General features: G+C 65.4%; 15 protein-coding genes and 1 pseudogene. 3 read left to right on the top strand and 13 right to left on the bottom strand.

Annotated features, from left to right (window positions below; genetic code table 11):
* The 13 genes and pseudogenes from F623_RS13470 to ffh all read right to left on the bottom strand — a co-directional run.
* Window positions 1-308, bottom strand: a pseudogene (locus tag F623_RS13470) (energy transducer TonB); the annotation flags it as partial.
* 231 nt (window positions 309-539) lie between these two features.
* Window positions 540-1,022, bottom strand: a complete 483-nt coding sequence (locus tag F623_RS0103635) for a peptidylprolyl isomerase (protein WP_018860659.1) — start codon at window positions 1,020-1,022, stop codon at window positions 540-542.
* Between the two features lie 120 nt (window positions 1,023-1,142).
* Window positions 1,143-3,065 (bottom strand): molecular chaperone HtpG, encoded by a 1,923-nt coding sequence (gene htpG / locus F623_RS0103630; protein WP_018860660.1) that lies wholly within the window; start codon window positions 3,063-3,065, stop codon window positions 1,143-1,145.
* Window positions 3,066-3,089: 24 nt separating this feature from the next.
* Window positions 3,090-3,983 carry a 23S rRNA (adenine(2030)-N(6))-methyltransferase RlmJ gene (gene rlmJ, locus F623_RS0103625; protein WP_018860661.1) on the bottom strand — a complete coding sequence of 298 codons (894 nt, stop codon included), beginning with the start codon at window positions 3,981-3,983 and terminating at the stop codon, window positions 3,090-3,092.
* A 90-nt stretch (window positions 3,984-4,073) separates the two neighbouring features.
* The gene (soxX, locus tag F623_RS0103620; protein WP_018860662.1) at window positions 4,074-4,757 is read right to left on the bottom strand and encodes a sulfur oxidation c-type cytochrome SoxX; all 684 of its coding nucleotides are present in this window, start codon (window positions 4,755-4,757) and stop codon (window positions 4,074-4,076) included.
* 257 nt (window positions 4,758-5,014) lie between these two features.
* Window positions 5,015-5,704 (bottom strand): sulfur oxidation c-type cytochrome SoxX, encoded by a 690-nt coding sequence (gene soxX / locus F623_RS0103615; protein WP_018860663.1) that lies wholly within the window; start codon window positions 5,702-5,704, stop codon window positions 5,015-5,017.
* Window positions 5,705-5,731: 27 nt separating this feature from the next.
* Window positions 5,732-6,547: a sulfur oxidation c-type cytochrome SoxA gene (gene soxA / locus F623_RS0103610; protein WP_018868060.1), complete on the bottom strand. Its 816-nt coding sequence runs from the start codon at window positions 6,545-6,547 to the stop codon at window positions 5,732-5,734.
* A 366-nt stretch (window positions 6,548-6,913) separates the two neighbouring features.
* Window positions 6,914-7,489, bottom strand: coding sequence for a methylated-DNA--[protein]-cysteine S-methyltransferase (locus tag F623_RS0103605; RefSeq protein WP_018860665.1), 576 nt, complete (start codon window positions 7,487-7,489; stop codon window positions 6,914-6,916).
* A complete protein-coding gene (rplS, locus tag F623_RS0103600; protein WP_018860666.1) occupies window positions 7,489-7,854 on the bottom strand; it encodes a 50S ribosomal protein L19 in 366 nt (121 codons plus the stop codon). Before rplS ends, F623_RS0103605 begins: the two co-directional genes overlap by 1 nt.
* A 9-nt stretch (window positions 7,855-7,863) precedes the next feature.
* Window positions 7,864-8,631, bottom strand: coding sequence for a tRNA (guanosine(37)-N1)-methyltransferase TrmD (trmD, locus tag F623_RS0103595; protein WP_018860667.1), 768 nt, complete (start codon window positions 8,629-8,631; stop codon window positions 7,864-7,866).
* An 8-nt stretch (window positions 8,632-8,639) separates the two neighbouring features.
* Window positions 8,640-9,149 (bottom strand): ribosome maturation factor RimM, encoded by a 510-nt coding sequence (gene rimM / locus F623_RS0103590; protein WP_018860668.1) that lies wholly within the window; start codon window positions 9,147-9,149, stop codon window positions 8,640-8,642.
* A 41-nt stretch (window positions 9,150-9,190) separates the two neighbouring features.
* Window positions 9,191-9,448 carry a 30S ribosomal protein S16 gene (gene rpsP, locus F623_RS0103585; RefSeq protein WP_018860669.1) on the bottom strand — a complete coding sequence of 86 codons (258 nt, stop codon included), beginning with the start codon at window positions 9,446-9,448 and terminating at the stop codon, window positions 9,191-9,193.
* Between the two features lie 103 nt (window positions 9,449-9,551).
* Window positions 9,552-10,940: a signal recognition particle protein gene (ffh, locus tag F623_RS0103580; RefSeq protein WP_018860670.1), complete on the bottom strand. Its 1,389-nt coding sequence runs from the start codon at window positions 10,938-10,940 to the stop codon at window positions 9,552-9,554.
* A gap of 153 nt (window positions 10,941-11,093) precedes the next feature.
* Between ffh and F623_RS0103575 the strand changes: the two genes are divergently transcribed.
* The 3 genes from F623_RS0103575 (at window position 11,094) to radA (ending at window position 14,628) form a co-directional block, all read left to right on the top strand.
* Window positions 11,094-11,894, top strand: coding sequence for an inner membrane protein YpjD (locus tag F623_RS0103575; RefSeq protein WP_018860671.1), 801 nt, complete (start codon window positions 11,094-11,096; stop codon window positions 11,892-11,894).
* A gap of 101 nt (window positions 11,895-11,995) precedes the next feature.
* The gene (locus tag F623_RS0103570) at window positions 11,996-13,282 is read left to right on the top strand and encodes an HlyC/CorC family transporter (RefSeq protein WP_018868061.1); all 1,287 of its coding nucleotides are present in this window, start codon (window positions 11,996-11,998) and stop codon (window positions 13,280-13,282) included.
* Window positions 13,282-14,628, top strand: coding sequence for a DNA repair protein RadA (gene radA / locus F623_RS0103565; protein WP_018860673.1), 1,347 nt, complete (start codon window positions 13,282-13,284; stop codon window positions 14,626-14,628). The genes F623_RS0103570 and radA overlap by 1 nt, the downstream gene beginning before the upstream one ends.
* Window positions 14,629-15,076 lie beyond the last annotated feature (448 nt).

Genomic DNA, 15,076 nt, shown 5'->3' with positions numbered 1-15,076 from the left:
GGCTCCGGCTCCGGCTCCGGCTCCGGCTCCGGCTCCGGCTCCGGCTCCGGCTCCGGCTCCGGCTCCGGCTCCGGCTCCGGCTCCGGCTCCGGCTCGCCCGAGTCTTCAGCGAGCATGTCCTCGGGCTGAATGCTGTCAAGGTCGATCCAGTGGGCCTGCAGTCCACCACCGCCCCCGGACTCCATCAGCTCGGGCTCTTCGCCGTCGCGAACAAGCCAGAGCCCACCCAGCACCGCAGCATGCAGCGCAACACTGACGGCCAGGCCCAGCGCGAGGGGGCGGGCGGGATCTTGACGAGGTGGTTTCATGAGAGGCATTGGCGTGATCCGGACACCGCATTATTCGGCGCCCGACGTCCGTCTGCCAGCACCCCACTTTTCCGCGCGTCGTTCCGCACGGACGCTACACTATAGAGAATGCGAATGGTTTGCAACACCATTTACGAAAACCGGGAAAGATGATGCATGGACACAAAAAAGGCCCCGGAGTCCGGGGCCCTTGAGGGTCCGCCCTGCGCAGGGCGAGGCATGCGGACGCGCTCAGTGCTGGTGACCGCCGACGCCGTGGGCATGGCCATGCTCCAGCTCCTCGGCGGAGGCCTCGCGCACCTCGACGACTTCGACGTCGAAGTTAAGGTTCTCGCCGGCCAGCGGGTGATTACCGTCCACGGTCGCGGTCTCACCCTCGACCTTGGTCACGGTCACGGTCAGCGGGCCGTTCTGGGTCTGTGCCTGGAACTGCATGCCCGGCTGCACGGAATCCACGCCCTGGAAGGCCTCCAGCGGGATCTCCTGCACCATGGCCTCGATCTTCTCGCCATAGCCCTCTTCCGGCGTCACCTTGGCCTGAACTTTATCACCGGCGCCCTTGCCCTCGAGTTCGCGCTCGAGACCCGGAACCAGCTGGCCGTTCCCGTGCAGATAGGCGAGCGGCTCGCGGCCTTCGGAGCTGTCGATGGTCTCGCCAGCGTCGTTGGTCAGGGTGTAGTGGATGGACACCACGGCGTTTTGTGCAACTTGCATGGGCTTCGCCCTCTCGATACATGAACCGCACAGGGTAACGCGCATGGCCCCGTGGCGTCAGGTCCACCCTTTTCCGGGGCGGTTTCCGGGGCTGGACAACAGCCTTCCCCGGTCTCGCGATCAGGCCTTTTGCAGCAGTAGACGGTTCAGGCGCGAGACGAAACCGGAGGGATCCTCTAGCTGACCGCCTTCCGCCAGCAGCGACTGATCGAACAGCAGCGAAGCCAGATCGTTGAAGTCGTCGCCTTCGGCGGCGCGCAAACGCTCGACCAGCGGGTGTTTCGGGTTGATCTCGAGCACTGGCTTGCTGGAGAAGGTCTCCTGCCCGGCCTGCTTCAGCAATTCCTGCAGATACAGCGCCATCTCGTGCTCGCCGAGCACAATGCAAGCCGGCGAATCGACCAGGCGCTTCGAGGCGCGCACGGAGTCGACGCGCTCGCCCAGCGCGGTCTGGATACGCTCCGGCAGGTCGCCCAGGTCCTGGTCGGCCTTCGCGCTGTCGTCCGCGGCATCCTCTGTCGCCGCCTCCTCGCCGATAATCTTGTCCAGATCGAGGTCACCCTTGGCGACATTCTTGATCGGCTTGCCATCGAACTCGCGCAGGTGCGAGAGCAGCCACTCGTCGACCCGGTCGGACAGCAGCAGCACCTCGATATCGTGCTTGCGGAAGATCTCCAGGTGCGGGCTGTTGCGCGCCGCGCTGGCGTTGTCGGCTGTGATCACGTAGATCGCATCCTGCCCGTCTTTCATCCGGCCGATGTAGTCGGCCAGCGAGACGTTCTGGGTGTCGTCATCATTTTGCGTGCTGGCGAAGCGCAGCAGGCCCGCGATCTGTTCGCGGTTGGCGTAATCCTCGCCCGGACCCTCCTTCAGCACGCGGCCAAAGTTCTGCCAGATCTCGGCGTATTTCTCCGGCTCGTTCTTCGCAATGCTCTCCAGCAGGCCGAGGATCTTCTTCACCGAACCGGAGCGGATGGAATCCACCAGGCGATTGTCCTGCAGGATCTCGCGCGAGACGTTCAGCGGGAGATCGGCCGAGTCCACCACCCCGCGCACGAAACGCAGGTAGTTGGGCAGCAGTTTCTCGGCGTCGTCCATGATGAACACGCGTTTCACGTAGAGCTTGACGCCGTGGCGGGCGTCGCGGTCCCACAGGTCGAACGGGGCGCGTTTGGGGATGTAGAACAGCGTGGTGTACTCCTGGCGTCCCTCAACATGGTTGTGGGTCCAGGCGGCCGGGTCCTCGAAGTCGTGCGCGACGTGCTTGTAGAACTCGCGGTACTCGTCGTCGCTGATCTCGCTCTTCGGCCGGGTCCACAGGGCGCTGGCGCGGTTCACCGTCTCCCACTCGTCGGTAGGCTTGCCGTCGTCGTCCGCCTTGCGCATGCGGATCGGGAAGGCCACGTGGTCGGAATAGCGGCTGATGATGTGACGCAGGCGGACGGACTCGAGGAACTCGTCGGCGTCCCCCTTCAGCGTCAGCGTGATCTCGGTCCCCGCCTCGGGGCGCTCGCAGTCGCTCAGGGTGTACTCTCCGTCGCCGCGCGACTCCCAGCGGGTGCCGGCGTCCTCGGGTGTCCCCGCGCGACGGGTTTCGAGGCGGACAGAGTCGGCCACGATGAACGAGGAGTAGAACCCGACGCCAAACTGGCCGATCAGCTGCGAGTCCTTCTTCTGATCGCCGGTCAGCTTCTCGAGGAAGGCCTTGGTGCCGGACCGCGCAATGGTCCCGATGTGCTCGATCACTTCGTCGCGCGACATGCCGATGCCGTTGTCGCGCACGGTGACGGTCCGGGCCTCCTTGTCCACCTCGACGTCGATCGCCAGCTCGGCTGGCTGCGGGATCGCGTCGGGCTGGGCCAGCGCCTCGAAGCGCAGCTTGTCGCAGGCATCCGCCCCGTTGGAGATCAGTTCGCGCAGGAAGATTTCGCGGTTGGAATACAGCGAGTGGATCATCAGCTGCAACAGCTGACTGACCTCGGTCTCGAAGCGGCGGGTCTCGGTATGGCCCTGGGCGGCCGATGCGGTCTGCGTGTCCGTCATGGTCCTGTACGTCCTCTCGTGCGCTCAAATGGGTTTGACAGCACGCAACGTGGGGTCGCCGGGCACGTTTTCAAGACCTGCGGCCATGTAAAGCCCTCCCAGGCCGTCGGGATCCAGGAGTGTATGCACTGGCAGCAGAGCTTCCTCGAGGCGCGCTTCCAGCTGGCAGGGTGGATTCAGGATCAGGACACCGGAACCGCTCAGGCCAGCATGCGCGGAAGGGTCGCGGTGCATCCTCAGCTCGCTTACCAGCCAGGGATTCCTCATTTCCGCAATCAATGTTCCCCGCAGGAAGCGGTCGAGACGCGCCGACATCACCGGATACCAGATCATGATCACCGCGTCGTGCCACCGCGCACGGATCAGCCGCGCGATCCGCACCACTTCCATGTACTCGTATTGTCGCTTGTAGGGTGGATCGAGCAACCCCAGACCACGTCTACGCGGCGGTATCTCAGTGCGTACCGCGTGGAGGGCGTCGACTTGATGGACCTGGCACCGGGCGTCGCTGCGAAGTGTCTGCTGCAGAACGGCATGAGGGTCGGCATGCGGTTCACAGGCGACCAGTGAATCCCGCTCCCTAAGGCCCGCCTGTAGCAGCACGGGCGAGCCGGGGTAGGATCGCAACCGCCCCGGATCCGACTGCCACGCCGCGATGGACGCAATATAGCCCTCCAGAGGCGAGCCCCGCGCGACGTCACCGCGGACACGCCACAAGCGCCCGATCCCCTGCTCCCATTCCCCCGTGCTGCTGGCAAGTTCGCCTGTCAGGTCGTACTGTCCGGCGCCTGCATAGAGGTCCATGGCCACGAGGGGGCGGGCAGATTCCTGCAGGGCCTTGAGCACGACCCACAGCACCAGGTGCTTGTGGACATCGGCAAAGTTGCCGGCATGGCGTGCATGGTCATAGCGGATCATCCGCCCTCCATACAAAAAAACCACCACGAGGGACCCGCGGTGGTTCAAGCAGGGTAGCCCGAAGGGCCCACCCGCAACCGTGTGTACGGCTTACTGATTCACCGGCGATTCCGGATCGAGCAAATAAGCCATCACGTGGCTGATCTGCTCCTCGGTCAGGAAATTCCGCCCGAATCGCGGCATGTATGTGCAAGGGAAATACTGGTGCGGGTTGCTTACAACCTCGTGCACGTAGTTCAGGACCGACTCATCGGTACCGCGCTCGCGTCCGTAGTTCGCAAGGCTCGGCCCGATCGTTCCGTAGGTGGTTTCGGCCGGATCCATCTGGTGACAGGCATAGCAGTTGGCGCCTGGCTCGCGCGTGCCGTGGTCATCGTTGTTGTGCCCGACGCGATAGCCATACCCCGAGCGGGCCAGCTCGGCACCCCGACGCCAGTCGCCCAGTTGCACCCCACCATCGGGACGCTCGTAGGATGCCCGCGCGGCGGCTACCACCTGTCCGGCGGTCTCGCTATTCGGGGAACCCTCCAGGGAACACAGCGCCTGGATTTCATCCTGCTGCATGCGCTCACGCGCGGTACCCCCTTCCTGGACATCCTGGTCCAGACGGAAGCTGTTGGTCTCGAGTACCAGATACTCGGCCAACTCCTCGGGGCTCATCTGGGTAATATCCACCTCGCGGTCCGAGGTGTCCTGGAAGAACTGGTCACAACCGGCCAGTGCCGCCGAGGCCGATACAACCACCGCGGCAGTCAGAATTCTACGATTGAACATCCCTGAGCCTCCCCTCACGTCCGTCAAGACCGATGGTTTCTATAGCCTGTGCCGCTGCCCGCGGCCCATCGGTGCCCCTGTTCAGCCCATCTGTGCGGCCCGGCGGGCATACTGGTACAATGCCCAGATCTGCAAACGCCCGACCGCGGAAATTCGTAAGGAAGCGGACTGCCACGCACAAGGCGTGACAATCCGTTACTGCTTTGCTTCTTGACTGCCCGGCCCAACAGGACCGGGCAGTTGTCGCACGAGGCGACTTACCGGTTGTTAACCGGGGACTCCGGATCGAGCAGGTAGGCCATGATGTGGCTGATCTGCTCTTCGGTCAGCAGCCCCTGGAAACGCGGCATCTGCGTGCAGGGGAAGTACTGGTGCGGGTTGGAGATCACCTGATGCACGTACTGACGGATCTCCTGGCTGTCGCCACGCTGCGCACCGTAGTTTTCGAGGTTCGGGCCGATGGTGCCCTGTACCGAAACGCTCGAATCCATCACGTGGCAGTTGTAGCAGTTGCCACCCGCCTCGCGGGTACCGTGGTCGTCGACGTTGTGGCCGATGCGGTAACCGTAGCCGGAATCCGCCAGCTCGGCACCCTTGCGCCAGTCACCCAGTTCAATGTCGCCTTCCGGGGCCTGATACTGCTCCCGGGCGAGCGCGACGACCCGACCGGCAACCTCGCCGTCCAGGTCATTCCGCGTGGAGTCGAACGAGCAGGCCTTCTGGATTTCGTCCTGGGTCATGCGGTCGCGCCAGCCACCGCCTTCCTGCATTTCCTGATCACGCCAGCTACCGGTCTCGAAGATGAGATGCTCGGCCAGTTCCTCGGCGCTCATGGCCGTGATATCCACGTCATCCGCCTTGTTGCCGTCGGCGACGGCACAGCCGGCAGCCAGGGCGACGGATGCAAATGCGGCTACACCGGCCGCAACAGTGTTTTTATTAAACATACTTGATGTCTCCTATTGCGTCCGTAGTTACCGCTTCAGGTCGGGCAGGATGGCCGGTTCGCCACGCGCCGCGTCATTCCAGTAGGAGATCAGCGCGGTGTTGACCGGGGTATCCGGCAGGATACCGGCATGACGCATCTGCCAGATGCAACCACGGATACGGTGGTTCTGGCTGCGAACGTTGTCCTGTCCCGCACGGTGGGCCGGCCAGGAGACCGCCTTGGTCCACTCCTGCGAGTTGCGCATTTCCGGCAGCACGGATGCACGGATCTGCTTGCCCGAATCCCCATGGCAGGCCGCGCAGTTGAAGTCCATCGCACCACCACGGCGGAAGAACAGCACCTCGCCGGCATCACGCATCGCCTGTTCCTTCGGGTGATCCAGCGGCGGATTCCAGGCATACCCGGAGGACTGGTGAGCGATGTAGGTGGTCAGGCGCATGATGTCCGAGCCGGAGCCGTGACGCTGCGAGACCGCGGAGTCATCGGACGTAAAGCCCTGGATTTCCTTCATGCAGTGCACCAGGCGCATTTCGAAGTCCATCACCTTGCCGGTGTCCTCGAAATAACGCGGCAGTTCGACATAGGCGCCTTCCAGCACGCCCTCGCCCTTGCCAAAGTCACAGGACTCCAAGGAGGCGTTGTTCGGGCCGCGTTCCTTGTAGAACAGCTCTTCGCCATCGTCCAGCAGGTACAGGGCGGGGTTGTCCGGCATCATCATGATGTTCATTTCACTCTGATGCAGGTACTTCGAGTCGGGCTGCGCCTCGAGCAGCTTCTGCAGGACATCGTTCGGGTCCTGCCATTCGGCCTGGGCAGCGGTGCCCGCAACCCCGACCGCCATTGCTACGGGCAACGCAAGCAATGCTTTCTTGAACATGGAAACCTCCATCACACGGTTTTTTCGATACGGTCCGTGGCCGGAACGGCCCGGACCTGTGTAGCAGAGTGCTGAACCGGGGTCCGCGCTGTCAACACAAAAGGCTATATTAGCTTTTTCTAACAGTCTGTTTTTCAAGGATTCTCGGGGCTCAACACCGTCAGGCAGACGTTGATTGCACCGATTCTATTCCGCTACAAGATGGATTTTTTGACGAATCGAGGAGTCGACCAAGGCCAGGTCCGGCTATGCCGACCAGCAAGTCATTGAAGGGTCGAAAGGAAGTAGTGTCCCGCAGCGCGAGCGCGCCGCATGGTCGGACGGATAGACCTAATCGAGTTGGAGCACGCCCTCGTGGACGAGCAGGGCTCGCTTCACCTCGGCCAGCGGGCCGTCCTGGTCACCCGCATAGCCGCCAATGTCGCGCGCACCCCGGTAGCGCGCGGACACGACCCGATGACAGGGAATAAACAGGGGCCAGGGGTTGGCCCGGCAGGCCTGCCCCACAGCACGCGGGGCCGACCCAATCTCGGCGGCGATCTGCGCATAGGTACGGACCTCGCCCACCGGGATCGCCGAAAGGGCCGACCAGACGCGACGGGCATGCGCGGTCCCCGGGGGCACCGCCGACGTGGCCCGCCATTGCAGCGGGTCAGATGCGTAGTCCGCCGGGTCGAAGGCAGGGGAACAACGATCAGCCGCGGGGATGTCCCGCAACGGCGACAGATCGTATACGTCGTCGGGGCGCTGCCAGCCACAGGCCAGCAGGTGTCCCTGGTCGGACTCCAGCCACGCAAAAGCCAGCGCGACTCCCGGCAGGAGACAGCGCTGGCTTCGCAAGGCCGATTCGGCCGACAACGGAAAACCGGGCGGGCGCGAGCGGGGCTGCGCGGCCACCGCGGTCATCAGGCGCCGTTCCGGTTCGCCTTGATGTCTTCCTTGATACGCGCGGCCTTGCCGGTACGATCCCGCAGGAAGTACAGCTTGGAGCGACGCACTTTACCGCGGCGCTTCACCTTGATATCGGCGATTTGCGGGCTGTGTGTCTGGAAGGTCCGCTCCACGCCGTTGCCGTAGGAAACCTTGCGCAGGGTGAACGCCGAGTTGAGGCCACGGCTGCGCTTGCCGATCACCACACCCTCGAAGGCCTGCAGGCGCTCACGCTCGCCTTCGCGCACCTTCACCTGCACCACCAGGGTGTCGCCCGGACCAAAGTCCGGCACGTCGGACTTCATCTGTTCGGCTTCCAGTTCCTGAATCACGCTGTTCATCGTTCGACCTCAATCATCGCTTTCGGTATGCGGACCGCCCGTCCGGCGTTCCACACGGTATTCGTCCAACAGGGCCAGATCCTCGGCCCCGAGTTCTTCGCGCGCCAGAAGATCCGGCCGCCGTTCCCAAGTACGCCCCAGCGCCTCGCGTCGGCGCCAGCGCCGTATGGCGCCATGGTCGCCTCCCAGCAGGACCGGCGGTACCGCACGCCCCGCGGCGACCTCCGGCCGCGTGTAGTGTGGGCAGTCGAGCAGGCCCTCGCTGAACGAGTCCTGCCCGGCGGAATCCGCATGCCCGAGCACACCCGGGAGCAGGCGCGCACAGGCATCGATCACCACCATCGCGCCCAGCTCGCCACCAGACAGGACATAGTCGCCCAGCGACCATTCCTCGTCGACCTGCGCCTCGATGAAGCGCTCGTCGATGCCCTCGTAGCGGCCGCACACCAGGGCCACACGCGGCTTCCTGACCAGCTCCCGCAACATCGCCTGCCGGATCGGCCGCCCCTGCGGGGTCAGGGCGATCACGTGCAGGGGTGCCGTCGCGTCGGCCCGCGCTGCCTCCAGCGCGGACGCCAGCGGCCCATACTGCATGACCATGCCGGGACCGCCGCCATAGGGGCGATCATCCACCGCCTGGTGGAAACCGGCACCCCAGTCACGCGGGTTCCAGGTCTCCAGCGCGAGCCGGCCCTGCTGCACCGCCCGCCCGGTCACCCCGGACTCGCCCACCGCCATCACCAGCTCCGGAAACAGCGTGACGATATCGAAGCGCATCGTGCGCCTCAGAATTCCGGGTCCCAGTCGACCCGCAACCGCCGGGCCTCCAGGTCCACATCCAGAACGTACTGATCCCGTACCCACGGGATGAGTCGTTCGCGGTCGCCGCGCACGACCAGCACATCATTGGCGCCGGTCTCCATAAATCCGGAGATGTGCCCAAGCGCAGTCCCGTCTTGATGCTCGACTTCCATGCCCAGCAGGTCGGCCCAGTAATACTCGCCGTCCTTGGTGGGCGGGAGCCAGTCGCGCTCGATCGCCAGCTCGGCGCCCATCAGGCCGTAGGCCGCCTCACGATCCGCGGTCTCGGCAAATTTCATCACGACGCCGGGCCCGTGGGCCCGGCCCGCTTCGACCTCCGCGAGCCGCCAGGCGGCGCCGGAACGCAGCCACAGGCGGGGGAAGTCGGCAATCGCGGCGCGCGGCTCCGTCTCGGAAAAGATCCGGACCCAGCCCTTCACGCCGTACACCCCGGAGACGCGCCCGACGCGGATGCGTTCACCCGCCTCGCTCATCACCGGGGCTCGGACTACGCGTAATCAGCGAGCCGACGGCCTCAGGCCGCGGCTTGCTGCTTGCGGTAGCCCTTGACCAGATGGTTCACACGCTCGGACAGGGCGGCGCCGTGGCCCAGCCAGTAGTCCACGCGCTCCAGGTCGATGCGCAGCGGCTCTTCCTGACCGCGGGCGACCGGGTTGAAGAAACCGATCTGTTCCTTGTAACCGCTGTCCCGACGCTTGCGCGAATCGGTGACAACGATCGAGTAGAACGGGCGCTTTTTGGCGCCGCGGCGAAGCAGGCGAATCGTAACCATATGTTCTGTAGAACCCCGTTTGAGTCCGTTTTCTCGAGAAAACGCGCGATTATAACGAATCCCGCCGCCAGCACAAGGTGCCGAGGGCAAGCCCGGCGGCCAACTAGCGAAACGGCATGCCCCCACCGGGGCCGCCCATTCCACCCATGCCGCCGACTTTTCCGCCCAGGGCGCGCATCATCTTCGATGCGCCACCCTTGGAGAATTTCTTCATCGCTTTGCTCATTTGCGCGTGCTGCTTGAGCAGGCGATTCACGTCCTGAATCTGGGTACCGGACCCGGCGGCGATCCGGCGCTTGCGCGAACCCTTGATGATGTCCGGATGGCGCCGCTCGTGCTCGGTCATCGACGAGATCACCGCCATCATGCGACCGATCTCCTTGTCGTTGGCCTGGTTCTTCACCGCGTCCGGCAGCTTGCCGCCCCCGGGCAGCTTTTCCAGCATCGAACTGATCCCACCCATCTTCTGCATCTGGCCGAGCTGCTCGCGCAGGTCGTTCAGATCGAAGCCCCGCCCCTTCTTCAGCTTGCGCGTGAGCTTGGCCGCCTTGTCCTGGTCGACTTGACGGCTGGCCTCCTCGACCAGGGACAGGACATCGCCCTTGCCAAGGATGCGCGAGGCGATGCGCTCGGGATGGAACGGCTCGAGCGCATCCGGGCGCTCGCCCATGCCGATGAACTTGATCGGCACGCCGGTGATCTGGCGCACCGACAGCGCGGCACCACCACGGGCGTCACCGTCGGCCTTGGTCAGCACCACGCCGGTCAGCGGCAGGGCCTCGCCAAAGGCGCGCGCGGTATTCGCCGCGTCCTGGCCGGTCATGGAGTCGACCACGAACAAGGTCTCGATCGGATCGATCGCCTGATGCAGGCTCTTCACCTCGGCCATCATGTCTTCGTCGACATGCAGCCGCCCGGCGGTATCCACCAGCAACACCTCGGTGCCGTCACGCCGCGCGCGCTCCACCGCGCCGCTCGCAATCGCGTCGGGGTTCTGGCTAGTGTCACTGGAATAGAACGTAACCCCGACCTGCCCGGCCAGCGTCTCCAGCTGCTGAATCGCCGCCGGTCGGTAGACGTCGCAGCTGACCACCGCGACCTTCTTCTTCTCGCGCTCGCGCAACAGGCGCGCGAGCTTGCCGATACTGGTGGTCTTGCCCGCGCCCTGCAGGCCGGCCACCAGCACCACGGCCGGTGGCTGGACCGCCAGGTTCAGCGAGGCGTTCTCCCCGCCCATCGTCGCGATGAGTTCGTCATGGACGACCTTGATCAGGGCCTGCCCCGGGGTCAGGCTCCCGATGACCTCCTTGCCCAGGGCCTTTTCCTTGACGTCCTTGACGAACTCGCGCACCACCGGCAGGGCCACATCGGCCTCCAGCAGGGCCATGCGCACCTCGCGCAGCGCGTCCTGAATATTGTCCTCGGTGAGCCGCGCCTGGCCTTTCAGGCGCTTCATGGTCTCCTGGAGGCGGCTGGAAAGGCCGTCGAACATCGTCTGTCCTCGTCTCGCTCGGGCCCCGGTCATCGCCGGGAAGGACCGCACAGTATAGCGGGCCCGACACCCCGGCTGCACGGCCCCAGTCGCATTCCGGGTTTGCCGGCACGAATGTGCATTCAGGCGCGCGAGCGGGGATAATCGCCAGCCATGACCACCGTTGCCGGATTGCTCGCCGTAGCGCTGTATCTCGCCACCACGGGATACCTGATCGTCGCCACCCGCACCCAGCCCCTGGCGGCCGGGCAACCGCGCGCGCCCCTGATACTGTGGCTGGCCGCCCTGATCGTGCACCTGGCGGCCCTGATCCCGCTGGTGGTAACCGAGGCCGGCCTGAACCTGTGCCTGGGCAATGCCCTGTCCGCCTCGCTGTGGCTGGTGGCCGCGCTGCTGTGGCTGACCGCCCTGCGTCACCCATTGGCCGTGCTGGGTGTGGTGATCCTGCCGCTCACCGCACTGGCGGCCCTGGGTGCCCTGCTGTGCGAAGACGGCACGCGCTACGCGACTTCGGCCGGGATCGACGTGCATATCCTGTTTTCGGCGCTAGGCTGGGCGTTCCTCGCGCTCTCCACGGCACAGGCCGCGGTGATGGCCACTCAACACCGAGCACTGCACAACCATCACACTTCCGGGATCGTGCGCTTCCTGCCGCCACTGTTCTCGATGGAGATCTGGCTGTTCCGCATGATCTTCATCGGCTGGCTGTTCCTCGGGCTCAGCCTGCTCTCCGGGCTGATCTTCGTGGACGACCTGTTCGCCCAGCACCTGGTGCACAAGACCATCCTGTCGCTGCTGGCCTGGGGGATCTTTTCCATTTTGTTGCTCGGGCGCTGGCGCCTGGGCTGGCGCGGGACGCGGGCGCTGGCCTGGACCACCGGTGGTTTCGTGGTACTGGTGCTGGCCTACTTCGGTTCCAAGCTCGTGCTGGAAGTCATCCTCGGGCGTGTCTGATCAGGGCACGCTCGGGCTTGACACCCCGGCAGCGCTTGCCTGAAATGACCCGGACGCCCGTCACCGGGCGAACATCCCATCCCTGACCCGCAGGCCGCCCCTTGCAAGAGATCCCGCTCTCCTTTCTGTTCGGCGCCCTGATCGTCCTGTTCCTGCTGTCGGCGTTCTTCTCCGGTTCGGAGACCGCGCTAATGGCGCTTAACCGCTACCGCATGCGCCACCGCGCCCAGACCGGGCACCGGGGCGCGGCGATCGCCGCCCGCCTGCTGGAGCGTCCGGACCGCCTGATCGGGCTGATCCTGCTGGGCAACAATTTCGTCAACATCCTGATTGCACAGATCGCCACCTTTATCGGCTGGCGGCTGTTCGGCGACACCGGCGTCGCCATCGCCACCGGCGTGCTCACGCTGACCCTGCTGATCGTCGCCGAGACGGCCCCCAAGACCCTCGCGGCGCTGCACAGCGAGCGCGTCGCCTACCCGGCAGCCTGGATCTACTCGGGTCTGCTGAAAGTCCTGTGGCCCGTCGTCTGGATGATCAACGTGCTGGCCAACAGCGTGCTGCGCCTGTTCGGCGTGCACATGCAGCCTGGGAGGCGATCGGCCCTGAACACTGACGAGTTGCGCAGCGTGGTCTCCGAGGCCGGCGCCCTGATCCCGGCCAACCACCAGCGCATGCTGCTGAACCTGCTGGACCTGGAGCGCACCACGGTCGAGGACATCATGATCCCGCGTAACGAGATCGTGGTCCTGGACCTGAACGAGCCCTGGAACGAGGTCGTCGAGCAGCTGGTACACGGCAGCTTCACCCGCCTGCCGGTGGTCGAGGGCGAGCTGGATCATATCGTCGGCTTCCTGCACCGCCGCGACGTGATTCCGCTGATCGAACGTGACGACTTCGACGCCGAAGACCTGCGCCAGATCCTCACGCCGCCCTATTTCATCCCCGAGGGCACGGCGCTGAACCGCCAGCTGATCAACTTCCAACAACAGAAAAAGCGGATCGGCCTGGTGGTGGACGAGTACGGCGACATCGAAGGTCTGATCACCCTGGAAGATCTACTGGAGGAGATCGTTGGCGAATTCACCACCGATTCCCCGGCGATGAGCGACGACGTGCTGCGTCAGGAGGATGGCTCGGCGATGGTCGATGGCGGCATCCACCTGCGCGAGCTGAACCGATCGCTGGGTCTGGAGCTCCCGGTGGATGGCCCCAAGACCTTGAGCGGGCTGATCGTCGAGTACCTCGAGAGCATCCCCGAGGCGCCGGTGAGTGTACGCATCAACGGCGTGGTGATGGACATCGTGCAGATCAAGAACAACACCATCCGCACCGTGCGCGTGGTCGCCCCCGACCTACCAACAAGCCCGAACCACAAGGAAGCCTGATGGCGAAGGCGAAGACCCAGTACGTCTGCCGGGAATGCGGCGCGGTAAGCCCAAAGTGGGCGGGCCAGTGTGGCGACTGCGGCGCCTGGAACACCCTGGAGGAGGCCGCACCGGCCACCCAGTCCGGCCCACGCGGCGGTTACGCGGGCGAGGTCGCCGGCATCACCCGACTGGGCGAGATAGAGGCAGGCGAGGTCCCTCGCACCGGCACCGGCCTGTCGGAGCTGGACCGCGCCCTGGGCGGCGGGTTGGTACACGGGTCGGTCGTGCTGCTAGGCGGCGACCCGGGGATCGGCAAGTCCACCCTGCTGCTGCAGACCCTGGCCATGCTGCCGGTCGGCGACACGCTCTACGTGACCGGCGAAGAATCTGCCCAGCAGATCAGCATGCGCGCGCGGCGCCTCGGACTCGAGGTCGACGGGCTGCGCCTGCTGACCGAGACGCAGGTGGAAAACGTGATCGCCACCTGCGAGCGCGAACGCCCGCGTGTGCTGGTGATCGACTCCATCCAGACGCTGTACACCGCCGCACTGCAATCCGCCCCCGGCTCGGTCGGGCAGGTGCGTGAGAGTGCCGCCGCCCTGGTGCGCCTGGCCAAGCAGCGCGGCATCACCGTGATCCTGGTAGGCCACGTAACCAAGGACGGCCAGCTGGCCGGCCCCCGCGTACTCGAGCACATGGTCGACACGGTGCTGTACTTCGAGGGCGACCCGGACGGGCGCTACCGCATGTTGCGCGCGGTAAAGAACCGCTTCGGCGCGGTCAACGAGCTGGGTGTATTCGCGATGCTGGAGAATGGGCTCAAGGCCGTCTCCAATCCTTCCGCCATCTTCCTTTCCCGGCATCAGGGGCCGGTACCCGGCTCCGTAGTCATGGTCACGCGCGAGGGCACCCGGCCGCTGCTCGTGGAGGTGCAGGCCCTGGTCTCCGAGAGCCATGCCCCGCAGCCGCGGCGCATCACCGTGGGGCTGGAACAGAACCGGCTGACCATGCTGCTGGCTGTACTGCACCGCCACGGTGGCGTGGCGCTGTTCGATCAGGACGTGTTCGTGAATGTGGTCGGAGGCGTGCGCGTAACCGAGACCGCGGCCGATCTGCCGATGCTCGCCGCCGCGTTGTCGAGTTTTCGCGACCGGCCGCTGCCGCAAGAGATGCTGGCCTTTGGCGAGGTCGGGCTGGCCGGCGAGATCCGGCCGGTACCGAACGGCGAGGAGCGCCTGCGCGAGGCGGCCAAGCACGGCTATACCCGGGCGATCGCACCGGCGGCCAACGCGCCGCGCAAGCCCATCAAGGGCATGGAGGTGGTTGCGGTCTCCCGCCTATCGGAAGTCCTCGACGCCCTGTAGCGCCTGGCCCCGCCGCCTCTTGTGGCAAGGCACCGTTCGGCATCTGGAGTTTACGGTGGCTTCGTCCGGCCGCCTGCCTGCGCTGTCTCGCCAGCGCGCCGCGAGGTACTTTCTTGCTTGCCCAAGAAAGTACCCGTCGAGGCGCACCCGGATTCCGCCCGGGAACCTTGCTCCAGGGCCCTCGGGCCGGCGGCGCTGAAACTCGCTACGCTCAAACAGTCAGCGCCTCTCTTCCGTCCCGAAGACCCTTCCGCAAGGGGCTTCATACGGGGGAGGAAGGTCAAAACAGAAGGCCTCCCCGCGCTTATGCTTGGCTCCAACGCCATAGGGTGCGGTTGAGCGCAGCGAAACGCACCGTTCCGACGTCGGGGCAACTCTGATGCGATTCGCTGCACTCATCCGCATCCTGCCCGCCCCCCAGCGCCCGCTGGCGGGCGCGGCACGCCAC

The organism is Thioalkalivibrio sp. ALD1 (genome assembly GCF_000381245.1).
In the GTDB taxonomy this organism is placed as follows: domain Bacteria; phylum Pseudomonadota; class Gammaproteobacteria; order Ectothiorhodospirales; family Ectothiorhodospiraceae; genus Thioalkalivibrio.
This window is presented reverse-complemented; position numbering and strand designations above follow the sequence as displayed.